17 protein-coding genes are annotated in these 20,780 nt (G+C 72.7%); 13 read left to right on the forward strand and 4 right to left on the reverse strand.

Features of this window, described 5'->3' with window-relative positions; translation table 11 throughout:
• Positions 1–49: 49 nt before the first annotated feature.
• Both ACF06X_RS02205 and ACF06X_RS02210 read left to right on the forward strand, forming a co-directional pair.
• On the forward strand, positions 50–1,099 hold the full coding sequence (locus ACF06X_RS02205; protein ID WP_392285259.1) for a helix-hairpin-helix domain-containing protein: 1,050 nt from the start codon (positions 50–52) through the stop codon (positions 1,097–1,099).
• On the forward strand, positions 1,096–3,642 hold the full coding sequence (locus tag ACF06X_RS02210) for a ComEC/Rec2 family competence protein (RefSeq protein ID WP_392285260.1): 2,547 nt from the start codon (positions 1,096–1,098) through the stop codon (positions 3,640–3,642). The genes ACF06X_RS02205 and ACF06X_RS02210 overlap by 4 nt, the downstream gene beginning before the upstream one ends.
• Before the next feature lie 50 nt (positions 3,643–3,692).
• Here ACF06X_RS02210 and ACF06X_RS02215 read toward each other — a convergent pair whose 3' ends face one another.
• Positions 3,693–3,938, reverse strand: coding sequence for a hypothetical protein (locus tag ACF06X_RS02215; protein WP_392285943.1), 246 nt, complete (start codon positions 3,936–3,938; stop codon positions 3,693–3,695).
• A gap of 54 nt (positions 3,939–3,992) precedes the next feature.
• Between ACF06X_RS02215 and holA the strand changes: the two genes are divergently transcribed.
• Complete coding sequence (gene holA / locus ACF06X_RS02220) at positions 3,993–4,979, forward strand: DNA polymerase III subunit delta (RefSeq protein ID WP_392285944.1); 987 nt, start codon at positions 3,993–3,995, stop codon at positions 4,977–4,979.
• 198 nt (positions 4,980–5,177) lie between these two features.
• Here the strand turns inward: holA and rpsT are convergent, their stop codons facing one another.
• Positions 5,178–5,444: a 30S ribosomal protein S20 gene (rpsT, locus tag ACF06X_RS02225; protein WP_392285261.1), complete on the reverse strand. Its 267-nt coding sequence runs from the start codon at positions 5,442–5,444 to the stop codon at positions 5,178–5,180.
• Positions 5,445–5,661: 217 nt separating this feature from the next.
• Here rpsT and lepA point away from each other — a divergent pair, with 217 nt between their 5' ends.
• The 3 genes from lepA to hemW all read left to right on the forward strand — a co-directional run bounded on the left by lepA (position 5,662) and on the right by hemW (position 11,019).
• Entirely contained in the window at positions 5,662–7,533 is a 1,872-nt protein-coding gene (gene lepA / locus ACF06X_RS02230) for a translation elongation factor 4 (RefSeq protein ID WP_392285262.1), read from the forward strand.
• A gap of 215 nt (positions 7,534–7,748) precedes the next feature.
• Positions 7,749–9,623: an AMP-dependent synthetase/ligase gene (locus ACF06X_RS02235; protein ID WP_392285263.1), complete on the forward strand. Its 1,875-nt coding sequence runs from the start codon at positions 7,749–7,751 to the stop codon at positions 9,621–9,623.
• A 163-nt stretch (positions 9,624–9,786) separates the two neighbouring features.
• Positions 9,787–11,019 carry a radical SAM family heme chaperone HemW gene (hemW, locus tag ACF06X_RS02240; RefSeq protein ID WP_392285264.1) on the forward strand — a complete coding sequence of 411 codons (1,233 nt, stop codon included), beginning with the start codon at positions 9,787–9,789 and terminating at the stop codon, positions 11,017–11,019.
• A gap of 389 nt (positions 11,020–11,408) precedes the next feature.
• Here hemW and ACF06X_RS02245 read toward each other — a convergent pair whose 3' ends face one another.
• Positions 11,409–12,212, reverse strand: a complete 804-nt coding sequence (locus ACF06X_RS02245; protein WP_392285265.1) for a DUF3097 domain-containing protein — start codon at positions 12,210–12,212, stop codon at positions 11,409–11,411.
• 10 nt (positions 12,213–12,222) lie between these two features.
• Positions 12,223–12,960 carry an MBL fold metallo-hydrolase gene (locus ACF06X_RS02250; protein WP_392285266.1) on the reverse strand — a complete coding sequence of 246 codons (738 nt, stop codon included), beginning with the start codon at positions 12,958–12,960 and terminating at the stop codon, positions 12,223–12,225.
• A 163-nt stretch (positions 12,961–13,123) separates the two neighbouring features.
• Between ACF06X_RS02250 and hrcA the strand changes: the two genes are divergently transcribed.
• The 7 genes from hrcA (at position 13,124) to ACF06X_RS02285 (ending at position 20,754) form a co-directional block, all read left to right on the forward strand.
• The gene (gene hrcA / locus ACF06X_RS02255) at positions 13,124–14,143 is read left to right on the forward strand and encodes a heat-inducible transcriptional repressor HrcA (RefSeq protein WP_158987194.1); all 1,020 of its coding nucleotides are present in this window, start codon (positions 13,124–13,126) and stop codon (positions 14,141–14,143) included.
• Positions 14,144–15,283, forward strand: coding sequence for a molecular chaperone DnaJ (dnaJ, locus tag ACF06X_RS02260; RefSeq protein ID WP_392285267.1), 1,140 nt, complete (start codon positions 14,144–14,146; stop codon positions 15,281–15,283). It abuts the gene before it with no gap.
• Positions 15,284–15,418: 135 nt separating this feature from the next.
• Complete coding sequence (locus tag ACF06X_RS02265; RefSeq protein ID WP_392285268.1) at positions 15,419–16,495, forward strand: nitronate monooxygenase; 1,077 nt, start codon at positions 15,419–15,421, stop codon at positions 16,493–16,495.
• Positions 16,492–17,235: a 16S rRNA (uracil(1498)-N(3))-methyltransferase gene (locus tag ACF06X_RS02270; RefSeq protein ID WP_392285269.1), complete on the forward strand. Its 744-nt coding sequence runs from the start codon at positions 16,492–16,494 to the stop codon at positions 17,233–17,235. Before ACF06X_RS02265 ends, ACF06X_RS02270 begins: the two co-directional genes overlap by 4 nt.
• 59 nt (positions 17,236–17,294) lie before the next feature.
• Positions 17,295–18,584: an ATP-binding protein gene (locus ACF06X_RS02275; protein ID WP_392285270.1), complete on the forward strand. Its 1,290-nt coding sequence runs from the start codon at positions 17,295–17,297 to the stop codon at positions 18,582–18,584.
• On the forward strand, positions 18,581–19,645 hold the full coding sequence (locus tag ACF06X_RS02280) for a tetratricopeptide repeat protein (RefSeq protein ID WP_392285271.1): 1,065 nt from the start codon (positions 18,581–18,583) through the stop codon (positions 19,643–19,645). The genes ACF06X_RS02275 and ACF06X_RS02280 overlap by 4 nt, the downstream gene beginning before the upstream one ends.
• On the forward strand, positions 19,645–20,754 hold the full coding sequence (locus ACF06X_RS02285; RefSeq protein ID WP_392285272.1) for a tetratricopeptide repeat protein: 1,110 nt from the start codon (positions 19,645–19,647) through the stop codon (positions 20,752–20,754). Before ACF06X_RS02280 ends, ACF06X_RS02285 begins: the two co-directional genes overlap by 1 nt.
• The last annotated feature ends 26 nt before the right edge of the window (positions 20,755–20,780 follow it).

The raw sequence follows: 20,780 nt of genomic DNA on the forward strand, positions 1-20,780 counted from the left end.
ATTTGACGCGCTTCAGCACGTTCCGCCGGATGTGCCTACCGTCCTGTCCATGGCTCTTCGCACACATGTAGCAGGACGTATCGCAACGACGACGGCCCCGGCGACCAGCGGCCCCGGCCGGGCGCCCGGATCGGACGGCCGCACCCGCTCGGGCGGGCGCGGATCGCCTCCGGCGCGGGCCCGGCGGCGGGCGCGGGTGAGGCACGCGTCCGTCACGGCCGGGACCTCGGCGCGGCGCCGAGCAGACGCGTTGTTTCCACCTCGCGAGGCCGAGGCCCCGGCCTCGCCCGGACCGCCGGTGGAATGGAGCGAACCGGATGTCGCGGCATCGGACGGGCACCGGGCTCAGAGCGCCGCCCCCGGGCGGTGGGAACGGCTGAGGCTCGCGGTGCGCGATCGGCTTCCGGTATGGGCGCAGTCGAGGTGCGGTCTGGAACCGAGGACACTGGCGGCGCTGGCCGTTGTCCTGGTCGTGGCCGCCGGCTTCGCCGGTCGGTATTTCTGGACCGGGCGGCCGGAGGTGGTCAGAGCGCCCGAGATCGTGCGCGCGGCGCCGCCGGAGATCGGCCCCACCTCGCCCGCGTCCCCGGTGTCCTCCGCACCGCCCGGGGGCTTCGGTGGAGCGACGGAGCCGACGGCCGGGGCGCCACCGGAAGTCGTGGTGGATGTGAGCGGCAAGGTGCGACGGCCGGGGGTGCTGACCCTACCGGCCGGTTCGAGGGTCGCGGACGCCCTGCGGGCCGCGGGCGGTGTCCGGCCGGGCACGGACGTGACCGGCCTCAATCGGGCCCGCGTTCTGATGGACGGGGAACAGGTGGTGGTCGGGCTGCCCCTGTCGACCGCACCCGGTCTGGGCGCGGGCGCGGGCGGAGGCGGTGGCGTCGGGTCCGCGGGCGGTGGGAGGGCGGCTCCACTGAGCCTCAACGCGGCGACCGTCGAGCAGCTCGACACCCTTCCGGGCGTCGGACCGGTGCTCGCCCAGCACATCGTCGACCACCGCACGGAGCACGGCGGGTTCCGGACCGTCGCCGAGCTGCGCGAGGTCAACGGCATCGGAGAACGACGGTTCGCGGACCTCGCGCCCCTGGTGCGGCCATGAACCGGGACGGCGCTTCCCTCGACAGGTACGGCGCTCCCCTCGACCGGTACGAGGAGGGACCGACCGATCTGCGGCTGGTGCCACCGGCGTTGGCGGCCTGGGGAGCGGCGGCCCTCGCCGTGGGAGCCACCGGGTGGTGGACGGTCGCCGGAGTGCTCGCCTGCTCGGCCGGGGCGGCCGCGCTGCTGGTCCTGCCCGCGATGCGCTGGTCCCGGTCGCGCGGACATACGCGGGGTGGGGCTCCGGAGGGGCTGGGACGGCCCGCCGGTGACCGGGGGGCCGGGCGGAGGCTCGGGGCCACCGCGGGAGCGGCGGTGCTGCTCTGCGCCGCGGCCGGTGCCGCGTCCGGCGGACTGCACGCGGCGGACCTCGCCCGCGGGCCGGTGCCGGGCCTGGCGAACGAGTACGCCCGGGTGGGTGCCGAGGTGACGGTCACCTCGGATCCGCGGCTCACCCGGCCCCGGGTCCAGGGCAACAGGTCGGCCCCGGTCGCCGTGGTTCTGCAGGGCGAGACGACCAGGGTGGAGGCGTCCGACGGGTCGGTGCACAGGACGAGAACGCCGGTCCTGCTGATCGTTCCGGCGGGGGAGAGCCGACGGGAGTGGCTGAGATTGCTGCCGTCGACCCGACTGCGGGTGGAGGCGCGGCTGTCGCCCCCACTGCGAGAGGGGGACCGGGTCGCGGCGGTACTGCGGGTCGACGGGGCGGGGCCGCCACGGATCACCGGGCCGCCGAGCGCGGTGCAGCGCACGGCGGGGGACCTCCGGGCCGGGCTGCGGCGGGCGACCGAGGGGCTCGAGCCGGACGCCCGGGCGCTGCTGCCCGGACTGGTCGTGGGGGACACCTCCCGGATCGAGCCGGAGCTGAGCGACGCCTTCGAGGCCACGGATCTCACCCACCTTCTGGCGGTGTCGGGTTCGAACCTCACCGTCGTCCTGCTGCTTCTCGTCGGCCGGCCCGGCGCCGCGATGCGGGCGGAGCGTGGCGGGCTCGCTCCCCGCCTCGGGATTCCGTTGCGGTCCACCGCTCTCGTCGGGGGCGGGCTGACGCTCGCCTTCGTCATCGTCTGCCGACCGGATCCGAGTGTGCTGCGGGCGGCGGCCTGCGGCCTGGTCGCTCTGCTCGCCATCGGCACCGGCCGGCGCCGCTCGCTGATCCCCGCGCTCGCCGCGGCGGTGCTGACGCTGGTGCTCTACGACCCCTGGCTGGCGCGGAGTTACGGCTTCCTGCTCTCGGTCCTGGCCACCGGGGCGCTGCTCACGATCGCGCCGCGCTGGAGCGAGGCCATGCGGCGGCGACGGGTGCCGGGCAGGATCGCCGAGGCGCTGGCCGCGGCCCTCGCGGCGCAGGCGGTGTGCGCGCCCGTGGTGGCGGTCTTCGCCGCCCGGGTGAGCCTGGTCGCGATCCCCTGCAACCTCCTCGCCGAGGCGGCCGTCGCCCCGGCGACGATCCTCGGGTTCGCCGCGCTCGCGCTCGCGCCGGTCTGGCTGCCCGCCGCCGAGGCGGTCGCGGAGGTGGCGGGGTGGCCCGCCGGCTGGATCGCCGGCGTGGCGCGCACCGGTGCGGCGCTGCCGGGCGCGGAGGTGGCCTGGCCGGGCGGCTGGTGGGGAGGACTGCTGCTGGCAGGCCTCTTCGGGCTCGTGGCGTTGGCGGCCTGGAAGCTGCCCTACCGGCGAAAAGCCGCTCTCGGCTGCGTCGTCCTGCTGCTGCTCGCGGTGGTGCGGCCGCCCCCGCTGATCCGGTGGGTCACCGGGTGGCCGCCGCCGGGGTGGACGTACGCGATGTGCCAGGTGGGGCAGGGGGACGCGACCGTGCTCGCGGCGGGCGGGGACACCGCCGTGGTCGTGGACGCAGGGCCCGATCCGGCGCTGGTGGACACGTGCCTGCGCGACCTCGGGATCCGTCGGGTCCCGCTGCTGGTGCTCACCCACTTCCACGCGGACCACGTCGCCGGACTGCCCGGGGTCCTGCGCGGGCGGTCGGTCGGGGCCATCCAGACGACGGGGCTCGAAGAGCCGCCAGGACAGGCGGCGTTCGTGCGGCGGACGGCCGCGGCGGCGGGCGTCCCCGTCGTACGGGCCGGACCTGGCGAACAGCGGCGCCTCGGCCCGCTGGAGTGGCGGGTGCTCTGGCCACGGGCGGCCCCGGGGGCGGTGGCGCCCGAGGAGTCGGAGCCGAACGACGCGAGCGTCACCCTGCTCGTACGGACGAGGGGAGGCGTGAGCCTGCTCCTGCTGGGGGACCTCGAACCGCCGTCCCAGCAAGGGCTGTTGCGGGCGTACCCGGGGCTGGCGCCGGTGGATGTGCTCAAGGTGGCCCACCACGGTTCGGCGCACCAGGACCCCGGACTGATACGGGCGGTCCGGCCCCGGCTGGCGCTGGTGTCGACCGGACGGGACAACCCGTACGGACACCCGTCGCCCCGGACCGTCGAGGTCCTGCGGGCCGGGGGAGCGCGGGTGCTCCGGACGGACCGGGACGGTGCGATCGCGGTGACGGGGTCGGGCCGGGATCTGCTGGCCGTACCAAGAGGAGGTGGCTGACCGCTGCCCGGCGGGAGCGGCATGGAGCTCTTACGGGCGGCATGGAGCTCTTACGGTGCTTCCAGCCAGCCCTCGTACTCCGCGGCGAGCGCGTCGAGCGCCGCCGAGTCCAGCCGGCCGTCCGGGTCCTCCACGACGACCAGCCACTGGGCGTCCTCCGCGTCGTCCTCACCCGCCAGGGCGTCCCTGACGAGCTGCGGCTCCTCGGCGACGCCGAAGCGGGCGGGCAGCTCCTCGGCGACCTCCTCGGCGGCGTCGCGGTCCGGCAGTACGAGTACGTGTCGTTCGCTCACCAGGCCATTCTCCGGTACGGGCGGGAGTGTCGGTGGCCCGTGGGATGCTGGGACGCGATGGCCACCAGAAAGACTTCGCCCGACGACCTCCTCGCCCCCGTCACGCTCGCCGTGGGCCAGGAGGACCTGCTCCTCGACCGCGCCGTCCAGGAGGTGGTGGCGGCCGCCCGGGCCGCCGACGCCGACACGGACGTACGTGACCTCAACCCCGAGCAGCTCCAGCCCGGGACGCTCGCCGAGCTGACGAGTCCGTCGCTCTTCGCCGAGCGCAAGGTCCTGGTCGTGCGGAACGCGCAGGACCTGTCCGCGGACACGATCAAGGACGTCAAGGCGTACCTCGCCTCGCCGATCGAGGAGATCACGCTCGTGCTGCTCCACGCGGGCGGCGCCAAGGGCAAGGGGCTGCTCGACGCGGCACGCAAGGCGGGGGCGCGGGAGGTGGCCTGCCCGAAGACGACGAAGCCGGCGGAGCGCCTGACGTTCGTACGGCAGGAGTTCCGGGCCCTCGGCCGGTCGGCCACGCCCGAGGCCTGCCAGGCGCTCGTCGACTCGATCGGCAGCGACCTGCGGGAGCTGGCCTCGGCGGTCTCGCAGCTGACGGCCGACGTGGAGGGGACGATCGACGAGGCGATCGTCGGGCGGTACTACACGGGCCGTGCGGAGGCGTCGTCCTTCAACGTCGCGGACCGCGCGGTGGAGGGGCGGGCGGCGGAGGCCCTGGAGGCGCTGCGCTGGTCGCTGTCGACGGGAGTCCCGCCGGTCCTGATCACCAGCGCGCTGGCGCAGGGCGTCCGCGCGATCGGCAAGCTGTCGTCGGCGCGCGGCGGCAGGCCCGCGGATCTGGCGCGCGAGCTGGGGATGCCGCCGTGGAAGATCGACCGGGTCCGGCAGCAGATGCGCGGCTGGACGCCGGACGGCGTCTCCCTGGCGCTGCGCGCGGTGGCCGAGGCGGACGCGGGCGTCAAGGGCGGCGGCGACGACCCCGAGTACGCCCTGGAGAAGGCAGTCGTCGCGGTGGCACGAGCCGCCCGCCTGCGCCGGTAGGACGCCCGCCCGCCGAGGCGGTCGTGAGCACGCGCGAAGGCCCCGCCCTCTCCTGGGGAAGGAGAGTGGCGGGGCCTTCGGCGTGAAGCTTGGTGGGCTCGCACACGCGTGGCGAACGCGTATCGCGTGCGAGTCCGGGGTGCCGGTTGGGAGCGGGAGAGAGGGCCCGCTGGGTCCCGTCCGGCGTCACATCAGAGCTCAGCCCTGCAGGGAGGCAACCTTGGTGGCCAGCGCCGACTTCTTGTTGGCGGCGGCGTTCTTGTGGATGACACCCTTCGAGACAGCCTTGTCGAGCGCGCGGGAGGCGGCGCGAGAAGCCACGACGGCCTTCTCGACGTCACCCGCGGCGACGGCCTCGCGGGCCTTGCGGATCGCGGTCTTGAGCGAGGACTTGACGGCCTTGTTGCGCAGGCGCGCCTTCTCGTTCGTCTTGTTCCGCTTGATCTGGGACTTGATGTTCGCCACGAAAAAGAGCCCTTTTCTGGGGGTCCCACCACACCGAGGGGGCGTGGAGGGCAATCGGTGATCTATCAGATGTGTCCCGAAGCTGAGAGGGCACACGAGACACAGCTGTCCACGGTATCAGGCACCCTCCGGGCCGCCCAAACCGAGCGCAGCACCGCAGTCGTGGGACCATGGAGCCTACGTATCGATCCGACATCGCCCCGAGACGAGACCCTGCGTGCCCGCGACTCCTACCCACGTGCCCGAGCCGAGCCGTACCGACCCGGCGCTGATCCGCAATTTCTGCATCATCGCGCACATCGACCACGGCAAGTCGACCCTCGCCGACCGGATGCTCCAGCTGACCGGTGTCGTCGACCAACGGCAGATGCGCGCCCAGTACCTCGACCGCATGGACATCGAGCGCGAGCGCGGCATCACCATCAAGTCCCAGGCGGTCCGTCTTCCCTGGGCGCCCACCGAGGGCGCGGGTCAGGGCAGGACCCACATCCTGAACATGATCGACACCCCCGGGCACGTCGACTTCACGTACGAGGTCTCGCGGTCCCTGGCGGCCTGTGAGGGCACGATCCTCCTCGTCGACGCGGCCCAGGGCATCGAGGCGCAGACCCTCGCGAACCTGTACCTGGCGATGGAGAACGACCTCACCATCGTTCCCGTACTGAACAAGATCGACCTGCCGGCCGCCCAGCCGGAGAAGTTCTCCGAGGAGCTCGCCAACCTCATCGGCTGCCAGCCGGAGGACGTGCTCAAGGTCTCCGCCAAGACGGGTCTCGGTGTCGAGGCGCTGCTCGACCGCGTCGTGGAGCGGGTGCCAGCCCCCGTCGGTGTCGCCGACGCCCCCGCCCGCGCGATGATCTTCGACTCGGTCTACGACTCGTACCGCGGTGTCGTCACGTACGTACGAGTCGTCGACGGACAGCTCAACAAGCGCGAGCGCATCAAGATGATGTCGACCGGCGCCACCCACGAGCTCCTCGAGATCGGCGTCTCGTCCCCCGAGATGACGCCGGCGGACGGGATCGGCGTCGGCGAGGTCGGCTACATCATCACCGGCGTGAAGGACGTCCGTCAGTCCAAGGTCGGTGACACGATCACCTCCCTGCACAAGGGCGCCACGGAGGCCCTCGGCGGGTACAAGGACCCCAAGCCGATGGTGTTCTCCGGCCTCTACCCGCTGGACGGCTCGGAGTACCCGGATCTCCGCGAGGCCCTCGACAAGCTGCAGCTGAACGACGCCGCGCTGGTCTACGAGCCGGAGACCTCCGCCGCCCTCGGCTTCGGCTTCCGCGTCGGCTTCCTCGGCCTGCTCCACCTGGACGTGATCCGGGAGCGCCTGGAGCGCGAGTTCGGTCTCGACCTGATCGCCACCGCCCCCAACGTGGTCTACCGCGTGGTCATGGAGGACGGCAGCGAGCACACGGTCACCAACCCGAGCGAGTTCCCCGAGGGCAAGATCAGCGACGTGTACGAGCCCGTCGTGCGCGCCACGATCCTCGCCCCCAGCGAGTTCATCGGCGCGATCATGGAGCTCTGCCAGACCCGTCGCGGCACCCTCCTCGGCATGGACTACCTCTCCGAGGACCGGGTCGAGATCCGCTACACCCTCCCGCTGGCCGAGATCGTCTTCGACTTCTTCGACCAGCTGAAGTCGAAGACGCGGGGTTACGCCTCCCTCGACTACGAGCCCACCGGCGAGCAGGCCTCCAGCCTGGTCAAGGTCGACATCCTGCTGCACGGCGACAAGGTCGACGCGTTCTCCGCCGTCACCCACAAGGACGCGGCGTACGCCTACGGTGTGCGGCTCGTCGCCAAGCTGCGCGAGCTGATCCCGCGGCAGGCCTTCGAGGTGCCGATCCAGGCCGCGATCGGCTCCCGGGTCATCGCCCGCGAGACCATCCGCGCCATCCGCAAGGACGTCCTCGCCAAGTGCTACGGCGGTGACATCTCCCGTAAGCGGAAGCTGCTGGAGAAGCAGAAGGAAGGCAAGAAGCGGATGAAGATGGTCGGCTCCGTGGAGGTCCCCCAGGAGGCCTTCATCGCCGTGCTGTCGAGCGACGACTCGGCCGGCGGCAAGAGCAAGAAGTAATCGGCCATTTAGCTGACAGATACACCGAACGGGCCCGCGCACGGAGAGTGCGCGGGCCCGTTCGTTATGAACCGGGTATGAAGCGTCGCACCACAGGGCCTTACGCGTCGGTCTTCGGCCATCTACTCTGATCCCGGCTCGAAGGTTACTCGCCGGTTAGAAACGCACCGCCAGATCGCACCACCAGCAGGCAACGCCGCCGCCCGGAGGACGTCGTGAGCGACACACAGACCCTGATCGAGAACCGGCCGCCCTCGGTGGCGACCCTCTTCCTTGAGCGCGTGGCGCGGACTCCCGACGCGGAGGCCTATCGCTACCCCGTCCCGGCCGCTTCCGGCCAGGGCCCGGACGAGTGGAGGTCGCTCAGCTGGGCACAGGCCGCCGACCGGGTCTACGCCATCGCGGCCGGCCTGGTCGACCTCGGCGTCCAGCCCGAGGAGCGGGTCGCCTTGGCCTCCTCCACCCGCGTGGAGTGGATCCTCGCCGACCTCGGCGTCATGTGCGCGGGCGCCGCGACCACCACGGTCTACCCGCAGACCAACGCCGAGGAGTCGGCGTTCATCCTCTCCGACTCCGAGTCCAAGGTCCTGATCGCGGAGGACGCGGGCCAGGTCGCCAAGGCCCGCGAACGCCGCGGCGACCTGCCGGGCCTCCACCACGTCGTCGTCATCGACCCCACCGGGGTGGAGACCGACGAATGGGTGATCAGCCTCGCGGACCTGGAGGCGCGCGGAAAGGCGTACCTGGAGAAGCACCCCGAGGCCGTCAAGGAACGCGTCGCGGCGATCACCCCCACCCAGCTCGCCACCCTCATCTACACCTCCGGCACCACCGGCCGCCCCAAGGGCGTCCGCCTCCCGCACGACAACTGGTCGTACATGGCCAAGGCCATCGCCGCCACCGGCCTGGTGACCAAGGACGACGTGCAGTACCTGTGGCTGCCGCTCGCGCACGTCTTCGGCAAGGTGCTGACCTCCGGGCAGATCGAGGTCGGGCACGTCACCGCCGTCGACGGCCGCATCGACAAGATCATCGTGAACCTGCCGGTCGTCCAGCCCACCTACATGGCGGCCGTCCCGCGCATCTTCGAGAAGGTCTACAACGGAGTCGCCGCCAAGGCCCGCGAGGGCGGCCCCGCGAAGTACAAGATCTTCCAGTGGGCGGCCGGCGTCGCCCGCGAGTACGCCAAGGTCACCCAGGACAACTTCCGTCGCACCGGCACCGCCTCCGCGCCCTTCGGCCTCACCATGAAGCACAAGGTCGCCGACGCGCTGGTCTACAAGAAGCTCCGTGAGGCGTTCGGCGGGCGGCTGCGCGCCGCCGTCTCCGGCTCCGTCGCCCTGGCGCCCGAGATCGGCTTCTTCTTCTCCGGCGCGGGCATCCACATCCTGGAGGGCTACGGCCTGACGGAGACCAGCGCGGCCTCCTTCGTCAACCCGGGGGAGGCCTACCGCACCGGAACGGTCGGCAAGCCGCTGCCCGGCTGCGAGGTCCGGATCGCGGACGACGGCGAGATCCTGCTCCGCGGCCCCGGCGTCATGGAGGGCTACCACGGGCTGCCGGAGAAGACCGCCGAGGTCCTGGAGCCGGACGGCTGGTTCCACACCGGCGACATCGGTGAGCTCTCGGCCGACGGCTACCTGCGGATCACCGACCGCAAGAAGGACCTGTTCAAGACCTCGGGCGGCAAGTACATCGCGCCGACGGAGGTGGAGGGCCGCTTCAAGGCCGTCTGCCCCTTCGTCTCCAACATCGTGGTCCTCGGCGCCGACCGGAACTACTGCACCGCGCTCATCGCCCTCGACGAGCCCGCCATCCTCGGCTGGGCCGCCGAGCACGACCTCGCGGGCAAGTCGTACGCGGAGGTCGTCGCCGCCCCGCAGACCCAGGAGATGGTCCAGGGCTACGTCGACCGCCTCAACGAGGGCCTCCAGCGCTGGCAGACGATCAAGAAGTTCCGGCTGCTCCCGCGCGACCTCGATGTCGAGCACGGCGAGCTGACGCCGTCGCTGAAGATGAAGCGGCCCGTCGTGGAGCGGACGTACAAGCACCTGATCGAGGAGATGTACGAGGGGGCGCGGGAGGCGTAGCCGCCTCGGGCCGCCGCCGGGCGGGTCAGGCGCCGGGTCGGGTGCCGGGTCCGGTGCCGGGTCCGGTGCCGGGTCCGGGTTGTCCACAGGGGCTCCGGTGCCGGGTTCGCCGGGTTGTCCACAGGCCGGCCGTTCACCTCGGGCAGTACGGGACAATGGGCTCATGCCTTCCGTACTGCCCGATGGTGAGCCCATGCCCGAGACCGGGGCGCTGCCCGCGCACGCCCTGGAAGGGGCGGCCGAGCGGCCCCTCGGGTTCTATCTGCACGTGCCGTACTGCGCGACGCGCTGCGGCTACTGCGACTTCAACACCTACACCGCGAGCGAGCTGCGCGGTGCCGGCGGCGTGCTCGCCTCCCGGGACAACTACGCGGGACAGGTCACCGAGGAGATCCGGCTCGCCCGGAAGGTCCTCGGCGACGACCCGAGACCGGTCCGGACCGTCTTCGTGGGCGGCGGCACCCCGACGCTGCTCGCCGCCAAGGACCTCGTACGGATGCTGGGGGCGATCCGGGACGAGTTCGGGCTCGCGGACGACGCGGAGGTGACGACGGAGGCGAATCCGGAGTCGGTCGACCCGGCGTATCTGGCGGAGCTGCGGGAGGGCGGGTTCAACCGGATCTCCTTCGGGATGCAGAGCGCCCGGCAGCACGTCCTGAAGGTCCTGGACCGCACGCACACGCCCGGCCGGCCCGAGGCGTGCGTCGCGGAGGCGCGGGCGGCGGGCTTCGACCACGTGAACCTGGACCTGATCTACGGCACGCCGGGGGAGTCCGACGACGACTGGCGGGCGTCGCTCGACGCGGCCATCGGCGCGGGCCCTGACCACGTCAGCGCGTACGCGCTGATCGTGGAGGAGGGGACGCAGCTGGCGCGGCGGATACGCCGGGGCGAGGTCCCCATGACGGACGACGACGTCCACGCGGACCGGTATCTGATAGCGGACTCGGTCTTCGCGGAGGCCGGCTTCGAGTGGTACGAGGTGTCGAACTGGGCCACGACGGAGGCCGGGCGCTGCCTCCACAACGAGCTGTACTGGCGCGGGGCCGACTGGTGGGGCGCCGGCCCGGGCGCGCACAGCCACGTGGGCGGCGTGCGGTGGTGGAACGTGAAGCACCCGGGGGCGTACGCGGCGGCCCTGGGGGAGGGGCGGTCGCCGGGGGCGGGGCGCGAGGTGCTGTCGGAGGAGGACCGGCGGGTCGAGCGGGTGCTGCTGGAGCTGCGGCTGCGGGAGGGCGTCGAGCTCGGGCTCCTGCGGCCGGCCGGGCTGGCCGCCTCCCGCAAGGCGCTGGAGGACGGGCTCCTGGAGCGGGTCGCGTACGAGTCGGGGCGCGCGGTCCTGACCCTGCGGGGTCGGCTGCTCGCCGACGCGGTGGTGCGGGACCTGGTGGACTAGACCCCGCTCCGGTGCGGGGGCTGAAACGGCACCGCCCTCGTGCGAGGGGCCTGAAAAGGCGCCGCTCCCGTGGGTTGTGCCCACCCGTTCCGCCCCAGCGGAACAGTTGCCCACAACGGGTGGGGTCGCGCAGCGGGAGGAGTTGGCACAGGTCGACCCTCCTCGCCGACGGCGAGGGCGGCACCTGAGGCGCGGCCCGGCCCGGGTTGGCCGCGGCACCGTTCCGGCCCGGGGGAACAGTGCCCACAACGGGTGGGATCCCGGCGGCGCGGAGCTGCCGCCCCCCGGGGGGTGTGGGGGCATCCCCCCACACGTCTCCGCCCCCCAGCCCCCGGCAGGGTTTCGGGAAGGGGTGGGGTGGGGGGAGACCTCCGTAGGGGGCACGGGGGCTACGGGGACGTCACGAAGTCGATCAGTTCTTCTACGCGGGCGAGGAGTTCGGGGCGGAGGTCCTTGTAGGAGTGGACCCTGGAGAGGATGTGCTGCCAGGCCGCCGGTGGGTCGGGGGGCCAGCCCAGGGCCTGGCAGACGCCCGTCTTCCAGTCCTGGCCCCGAGGGATCACCGGCCACTCCGGGATGCCCACCGACGACGGCTTCACCGCCTCCCACACGTCGATGTACGGGTGGCCCACGATCAGGACGTCCGGGGACGAGACCCGGGACGCGATTCGAGACTCCTTCGAGCCGTCCACCCAGTGGTCCACCAGGACGCCCAGGCGGGCGTCCGGTGCCGGGGCGAAGTCGGCGACGATCGCCGGGAGGTCGTCGATGCCGCCCAGGTACTCGACCACGACGCCCTCGATCCGCAGGTCGTCGCCCCAGACCCGCTCGACGAGCTCCGCGTCGTGGCGGCCCTCCACGTAGATCCGGCCCGCCCGCGCCACCCGCGCCCGCGCCCCCGGGACCGCGATCGAACCGGAGGCCGTACGGGTGGGGCGGGCCGGTGCCCCCGTCGAGGGCCGGACCAGGGTCACGACGCGGCCCTCCAGGAGGAAGCCGCGCGGCTCCATCGGGAAGACCCGGTGCTTGCCGAAGCGGTCCTCCAGGGTCACGGTGCCCGCCTCGCAGCGGATCACCGCCCCGCAGAAGCCCGTCGAGACCTCCTCGACGACGAGGTCGGCCTCGGCCGGCACCTCCGGCACGGGCGCGGAGCGCTTCCAAGGGGGCGTCAGGTCCGGGTTGTAGCTGCGCATTCGCGCGACGTTATGACACTCCGAAGCGCCGTGCCAGCTCATCGCGCTGTCTCCGCACGAACGTGGCGTCCACCACCGCCCCGTGCCCCGGCACGTACACCGCGTCCTCACCGCCGAGAGCCAGCAGCCGGTCGATCGCCGCCGGCCAGCGCGAGGGGATCGCGTCCGAACCGGCCTGCGGTTCGCCCGACTCCTCGACCAGGTCGCCGCAGAAGACGACCTCCCGGGAGCCCGGCGCCGAGCCCGGCACGCACAGCACCAGGTCGTGGGCCGTGTGGCCCGGGCCGACGTTCGCCAGGAGCACCATCCGCCCGCCCAGGTCCAGCGTCCACTCGCCCGACACCATGTGCCGCGGTGTCACCAGCGCCTCGACCGCCTCTCCCGCCTCCGCCGGGTCGACACCGTGCCGTACCGCGGACGAGCGCAGCCGTTCCCCGCCCCTCTGGCGCATGACGTCGTCCACGCCCACCGCTCCGTACACCTCCGCCCCCGCGAAGGCCGCCGTGCCCAGCACATGGTCGAAATGCGGATGACTCAGTGCGATGTGCGTCACTCCCCGGCCGCCGGTCAGCGCCTCGACCTGCGACCGCAGCTCCGCGCCCTCACGGAGCGTGGAGCCGGTGTCGTACAGCAGCACCGCCTTCTCGCCGAGCACCAGGCCCACCGTGGCGTCCCATCCGGGCAGCCGCCGCCGCCCCACGCCGTCCGCGAGCGGCTCCCAGCCGAACTCTTCCCAACCGACACTCATAAAGCGACGCTAGCCGCTCTGGCGCGGATGTGACGTGACCGCGATGTGGCCTCCTTGCCAGGAGCGATGCCCGCCGCCGTACACTGGCCGGGGGATTCCTGGCACTCGGACAGGGCGAGTGCCAAACATGGAGCATCCGGAACGACAGCTGGAGGTGTGCGGCATGCTCAGCGAACGCAGGCTCGAGGTGCTGCGCGCCATCGTCCAGGACTATGTCGGGACGGAGGAGCCCGTCGGCTCCAAGGCGCTCACCGAGCGCCACCGGCTCGGCGTCTCGCCCGCCACCGTGCGCAACGACATGGCCGTCCTGGAGGACGAGGGCTACATCGCCCAGCCCCACACCAGCGCCGGACGCATCCCGACGGACAAGGGCTACCGCCTCTTCGTCGACAAGCTCGCCGGCGTCAAGCCGCTGTCGACGCCCGAGCGGCGCGCGATCCACAACTTCCTCGACGGCGCGGTCGACCTCGACGACGTCGTCGGGCGTACGGTCCGGCTGCTCGCGCAACTGACCCGGCAGGTCGCCGTCGTCCAGTACCCGTCGCTGACCCGCTCGACGGTCCGGCACGTGGAGCTGCTCTCGCTGGCCCCGGCCCGGCTGATGCTTGTGCTGATCACGGACACCGGCCGCGTCGAGCAGCGGATGATCGACTGCCCGGCGCCGTTCGGTGAGGCCTCGCTGGCGGACCTGCGGGCCCGGCTCAACAGCCGGGTCGTCGGCCGCCGTTTCGCGGACGTGCCGCAGTTGGTGCAGGATCTGCCGGAGTCCTTCGAGGAGACGGAGGACCGCGGCACGGTGTCGACGGTGCTCGCGACCCTGCTCGAAACGCTGGTGGAGGAGCACGAGGAGCGGCTGATGATCGGCGGTACCGCCAATCTCACCCGCTTCGGCCACGACTTCCCCCTCACGATCAGGCCGGTGCTGGAAGCACTGGAGGAGCAGGTCGTGCTCCTCAAGCTGCTCGGCGAGGCCAAGGACTCGGGCATGACCGTACGGATCGGGCACGAGAACGCCCACGAAGGGCTCACCTCCACGTCCGTCGTCGCGGTCGGCTACGGTTCGGGCGACGAGGCAGTCGCCAAACTCGGCGTGGTCGGACCGACCCGCATGGACTACCCCGGAACGATGGGAGCGGTACGCGCAGTGGCACGTTACGTCGGACAGATCCTGGCGGAGTCGTAAGTGGCCACGGACTACTACGCCGTACTCGGCGTGCGCCGCGACGCGTCCCAGGACGAGATCAAGAAGGCATTCCGGCGGCTCGCCCGCGAGCTGCACCCGGATGTCAATCCCGATCCGAAGACGCAGGAGCGGTTCAAGGAGATCAACGCCGCCTACGAGGTGTTGTCGGACCCGCAGAAGAAGCAGGTCTACGACCTCGGTGGCGACCCGCTGTCCGCGTCCGGCGGTGGTGGCGGAGCCGGCGGCTTCGGCCAGGGCGGCTTCGGGAACTTCTCGGACATCATGGACGCCTTCTTCGGTACGGCGTCCCAGCGCGGGCCGCGCTCGCGCACCCGCCGGGGCCAGGACGCCATGATCCGGCTGGAGATCACCCTCGACGAGGCCGCCTTCGGCACGACGAAGGACATCCAGGTCGACACGGCGGTCGTCTGTACGACCTGTTCTGGCGAGGGCGCCGCGCCCGGCACCTCCGCGCAGACCTGTGACATGTGCCGCGGCCGCGGTGAGGTCTCGCAGGTGACGCGGTCCTTCCTCGGCCAGGTCATGACCTCCCGCCCCTGCCCCCAGTGCCAGGGCTTCGGGACCGTCGTCCCGACCCCGTGCCCGGAGTGCGCGGGCGACGGCCGGGTCCGCTCGCGTCGCACGCTCACGGTCAAGATCCCGGCCGGCGTCGACAACGGCACCCGCATCCAGCTCGCCGGCGAGGGCGAGGTCGGCCCCGGTGGCGGCCCGGCCGGCGACCTGTACGTCGAGATCCACGAGGTGCCGCACGAGGTCTTCCAGCGGCGCGGCGACGATCTGCACTGCACGGTCACCATCCCGATGACAGCGGGCGCGCTCGGCACGAAGGTGCCGCTGCAGACGCTCGACGGCATGGAGGAGGTCGACATCCGTCCGGGCACGCAGTCCGGCCAGTCGATCCCGCTGCACGGGCGCGGAGTCACGCACCTGCGCGGCGGCGGGCGGGGCGACCTGATCGTGCACGTCGAGGTCATGACCCCGTCGAAGCTGGACCCGGAGCAGGAGCGGCTGATCCGCGAGCTGGCGAAGCTGCGCGGCGAGGAGCGGCCGACCGGCCAGTTCCAGCCCGGCCAGCAGGGCCTGTTCTCGCGGCTGAAGGACGCGTTCAACGGCCGCTAGGTCCCATGGGGACGTACGGCCTCAGGAAGGGGCCGCGAGTCGCGCGGGTGCGGCTCGCGGCCCCTTTCGCGTACCCCCTGCCGGAGGCGGAAGCGTGGATTCGGCCGCGCGGCGGGGGCATGGCACGATGCCTGCATGTCCACCGCGCTGAACGATCTCTCCCGGTATCCGATCGTGCAGGCCCCCATGGCGGGCGGCGCGTCGTGTCCGGAACTCGTCGGAGCCGTGTGCGAGGCCGGCGGGCTCGGGTTCCTGGCCGGCGGGTACAAGACCGCCGGAGGTCTGTACCAGGAGATCAAGCAGGTGCGCGGGCTCACCGGGCAGCCCTTCGGCGTCAACCTCTTCATGCCGCAGAGCGGACAGCCCGCCGACCCCGCCGCCGTCGAGGTCTACCGGCACCAGCTCGCCGGTGAGGCCACCTGGTACGAGACGGCGCTCGGCGACCCGGACAGCGGACGCGACGACGCGTACGACGCCAAGCTGGCGATCCTCCTGGAGGACCCCGTCCCCGTCGTCTCCTTCACCTTCGGCTGCCCCGGCCGCGACACCTTCCACGCGTTCGGCCGCGCCGGTACGTACACGATCGTCACCGTCACCTCCGTCGAGGAGGCCCAGGCCGCCCAGTGGGCCGGGGCCGACGCCGTCTGCGTGCAGGGCGTCGAGGCCGGCGGACACCAGGGCACCCACCGCGACGACCCGGACGCCGCCCTCGCCGGGACCGGGCTCCTGACCCTCGTCACCCAGGTCCGCGAGGCCGTCCAGCTGCCGATCGTCGCGACCGGCGGGCTCATGCGCGGCGCGCAGATCGCCGCCGTCCTGGCCGCCGGTGCCGACGCGGCCCAGCTCGGCACCGCCTTCCTCGTCTGCCCCGAGTCGGGCGCGCACCCCCTGCACAAGCAGGCGATGACCAACCCGCTCTTCGTACGCACCGAACTCACCCGGGCCTTCTCCGGCCGGCCGGCCCGGGGTCTCGTCAACCGCTTCATGCGCGAGCACGGGCCGTACGCCCCCGCCGCCTATCCCGAGATCCACCACCTCACCACCCCGCTGCGCAAGGCCGCCGCCACCGCGGGCGACGCGCAGGGCATGGCCCTGTGGGCCGGGCAGGGCCACCGGCTGGCCCGCGAACTCCCGGCGGGGCAACTGGTCGAGGTGCTGGCCGCCGAACTCGGCACCGCCCTCTCCGCGCAGGCCCACAGGAGCACCACATGACCGCACCCGTCTTCGTCGTCGACGCCGTCCCCGGCCCCGGCGGCTTCCTCCTCGACGGTCCCGAGGGCCGCCACGCCGTCTCCGTGAAGCGGCTGCGCGCCGGGGAGGAGCTCGTCCTGACCGACGGGCGGGGCGCCTGGGCGGAGTGCGTGGTGAGCGCGGCCGAGGGCAAGGACCAGCTGACCGTCGACGTCACGGCGGTCCACGAGGACCCTGAGCCCACACCCCGTATCACCGTCGTCCAGGCGCTGCCCAAGGGCGACCGGGGCGAACTCGCCGTCGAGATCATGACGGAGACCGGCGTCGACGCGATCGTGCCGTGGGCCGCGTCCCGCTGCATCACCCAGTGGAAGGGCGACCGTGGCCTCAAGGCGCTCGCCAAGTGGCGGGCGACGGCGCGCGAGGCGGGCAAGCAGTCCCGCCGCACCCGTTTCCCCGAGGTCGCCGACGCGATGACCACCAAGCAGGTGGCCGCGCTCCTCACCGGCGCCGACTTCGCGGCCGTCCTGCACGAGGACCGCGCCCACCCCAGCGGCGCGCTCGCGGACGCCGCGCTTCCGACGGCGGGCGAGATCGTGCTGGTCGTCGGACCCGAGGGGGGAGTGTCGCCGGAGGAGTTGGCGGCCTTCGAGGCCGCGGGCGCGAAGCCGTACCGCCTGGGCCACAGCGTGCTCCGCACCTCCACGGCGGGCACGGCGGCGACCGCCCTCCTCCTCGGCCGCACGGGCCGCTGGTCCTAGGGGCTGTCCCACGGCAACCCGGTGGGCCGGCCACCGAGGGGTCTCCCTAGGCTGCTCGTATGTCCGACGAGTCTCCCCTGATCCGTAGTCTGCGCGCCGCGGTCGCCGCCGCGCCCGAAGACGTGCCCCTGCGGCTGCACTTCGCCGAACTGCTCCTCGCCGAGGGCCTCGGCGACGAGGCCGTCACCGAGGCGGCCGTCGCGCTCCAGCACGCGCCGGGCGACGCCGCCGCCCGCGCCCTGATGGCCCGCGCGATGGGCGCCCCCGCGGCACCGAAGGAGACCCCCGAGGCGCCCGCCCCCGAGCCCCCGGAGGCCCCCGCCCCGGAGACCCCCGGCACCCCCCGCTTCGACTGGGCCGCCGCCGAGCAGGAGGTCGGGGACCTCGTCGGGCCCCGGTTCGTCGAGGGCGGGACCGAGGAACCGCTCACCGCCGACGGGAGCGGCGACCCCGGGGACGCGTCCGCCTGGGACGTCGACGCCCCCGGCTCCGTACGCCTCGCCGACGTCGGCGGCATGCAGGAGGTCAAGGAGCGCCTGGAGGCCGCGTTCCTCGCCCCCATGCGCAACCCCGAACTGCGCAAGCTGTACGGCAAGTCGCTCCGCGGCGGCCTGCTCCTCTACGGCCCGCCCGGCTGCGGCAAGACCTTCATCGCCCGCGCCGTCGCGGGCGAGCTCGGCGCGAGCTTCATGTCGATCTCGCTCTCCGACGTCCTCGACATGTACATCGGCACCTCGGAGAAGAACGTCCACGACATCTTCGAGACCGCCCGCCGGCAGGCCCCCTGCGTCGTCTTCCTCGACGAGCTGGACGCGCTCGGCGCCAAGCGCTCCCGTACCCACCACAGCGGTCTGCGCAACGTCGTCAACCAGCTCCTCACCGAGCTCGACGGCATCAACGGCGCAGAGAACGAAGGCGTCTTCGTGCTCGCCGCCACCAACGTCCCCTGGGACGTCGACCTCGCGCTGCGCCGCCCCGGCCGGCTCGACCGCACCCTGCTCGTGCTGCCGCCCGACGCCCCGGCCCGCGAGGCGATCCTCCGCTACCACCTGCGCGAGCGCCCCATCGAATCCGTCGACCTGGGCAAGCTCGTGAAGGTCACCGAGGACTTCTCCGGCGCCGACCTCGCCCATCTCTGCGAGACCGCCGCCGAGTCGGCGCTCCTGGAGTCCGCCCGCACCGGCACCGTACGCATGATCAACATGAAGGACCTGCTGGGCGCGGCGAAGCAGATCAAGCCCTCCAGCGAGTCCTGGTTCGCCTCCGCCCGCAACGTGGCGATGTTCGCCAACGACGGCGGGATGTACGACGACCTGGTCGCCTATCTGAAGAAGAAGCGCAAGCTGTGAGCGGAACCCCCGTGCACTCGCGGGTCGAACAGGCCGAAGCGCTGTACGGCATGGAGCGGTACGAGGAGGGCCTGGCCCTGGTCGACCGGCGGCTCGCCGAGGCACCCGACGACCACCAGGCGTGGGCCACGCGCGCCCGGTGCCTCTGCGGTCTCAAGCGGTACGAGGAGGCGCTCGACGCCGCCGACGAAGCACTGAAGCTCGAACCCGAGCTCGCCGACGGGTTCTTCATGCGCGGATTCGCTCTGCGCAGGCTGCGGCGGCTGCCGGAGGCCGACCACGCCCAGCGCGAGGCGATCCGCCTCGCGCCGCACCGCTGGGGGCCGCGCACCCAGCGCGCCGAGATGCTGATCTTCACAGGCACGAAGGAGGAGGCGCTCCAGGAGGCCATGGAGGCGGTACGACTCGGTCCCGACGTGGTCGACACGTGGCACACCATGTACAAGGTCGCCGCGTTCAACGAGCGCTTCGACCTGGTACGGGAGTCCGTCCAGCAGCTCCTGCGCATCGACCCGACCGACAAGCTCGCCGTCGCCGAGGTCACCGGGCGGGAGGCCCGCAAGCCCGGCACGTCCGCCGCCCGGGCCGCCGACCTGTACGCGGGCGGCCTCGCCGCCGCCCCCGATTCGCCGTCCCTGCGCAACGACCTCGACAAGGCCGTCTACCGGATGCTGCGCGGCACCCGGTGGCTCGCGCTGCTCTGCCTCGCCATGGCCGCCGTCACCGCCGACCTCTTCCCGACCGACGGCGAGGACCCGAAAGAGCTCCCGATCCACCTCGGCACCCGGCTCTGGGCCCTGTGCCTGATGGCGGCGGTGTGGGGCTTCGGCGCCTGGCGCCGCTATCTGCGGATGCGCACCGGTGCCCGGCTGACCGTACGCGCCCTCGTGCGGCGGCTGTTCTGGCCCCGGGTGGTCCTCGGCCAGGCCACCCTCGCCACGCTCTGCGCGCTGCTGATCGTCGTCGTGCCGTGGACCGACCGCACCCTTCCCCAGGTCCTGTTCTGGCTGGGACTCGTCCCGAACCTGCTCAGCATCACGCACGACCGGGACAAGGTCTGATGAGCCGCCCAGGAGACCCCACAGGCCCCACCCTGGAGCGGGCCGACGCCCTCTTCGACGTCGGACGGTACGAACAGGCCGCCGCCCTCGCCGCCCAGCACCTGGCGACCGACCCGCTCGACGCCACCGCCCTGGTGCTCCTGGCCCGCTGCCAGCACCGCCTGGGCCGGGAGCAGGAGGCCTTCGACTCCATCGAAATGGCCCTGCTCGCCGAACCGGACTCCCTCCCCGGCTGGCTGATGCGCACCCACATCCTGCTCGCGCTGAAGGAGTACGAGGAGGCGGAGCTGTCCGCCCGGTACTCCGTCGAGCTCGCCCCGAACTACTGGGGCAGCCACTACGCCCTCGGCACCGTCCTCGACCGCTCCAGCCGCAAGGAGCGGCAGCGCGAGGCGTACGAAGCGGCCCGCCGCGCCGTCGCTCTCGCCCCCGGCGAGAGCGACGCGCACTTCCTGGTGGGGCTCACCGCCCACCGCGCCGGCGACCACCGAGTCGCCGAGCAGGCCTACGAGACGGCGCTGCGCCTCGACCCGCAGAGCAGCGAGGCGCACAACAACCTCTCCCTGCTGCGACTGCGGCGCCGCTGGTTCCGGCGCGGGGCGTGGACGAAGGCCGCCGCCGGCTTCGTCGAGTCCGCCGCCCTCGACACGAACGACCGGCAGGCCCGCTACAACCTGGAGACCATGGCCTGGGGGACCGTCGCGGGCGCCCGCTGGGTGGCCCTGCTCGGTTTCATGGGCGCCTCCCTCGGCTCGGCGCCGCTGCGCACCGGAGCGAGCGGCGGCGACGCCCTCGTCCCGTACCTGATCGGCGTCGCGGTGGTCCTCGGCGGCTGGGGCGCCTGGGCGCTGTGGCTGACCCGGCGCGTGCCGCCCCGGCTGCGCCGCCCCCTGCTCCTGGTCGCGCGGGGCTGCCGGCCGGTGATCGCGATGGGTGTCGCGGTCGGGCTGCTCGGTCTGCACTCGGTGGTCGCGATGGCGCTGTGGACGGTGGACGCCTCCGTCATCGGCGCGCTCGTCTATCCGCTGTTCTGGGGTGTGGTGATCACCTACTGGGCGAGCCGCGCGGCCCTCAGGCGCCGCGCGCCCGCTTCCGAGCGCGGCCGATAGCATGCGTGCGTACTGATCGACAGAGG

The organism is Streptomyces sp. NPDC015346 (assembly GCF_043078785.1).
Lineage (GTDB): Bacteria > Actinomycetota > Actinomycetes > Streptomycetales > Streptomycetaceae > Streptomyces.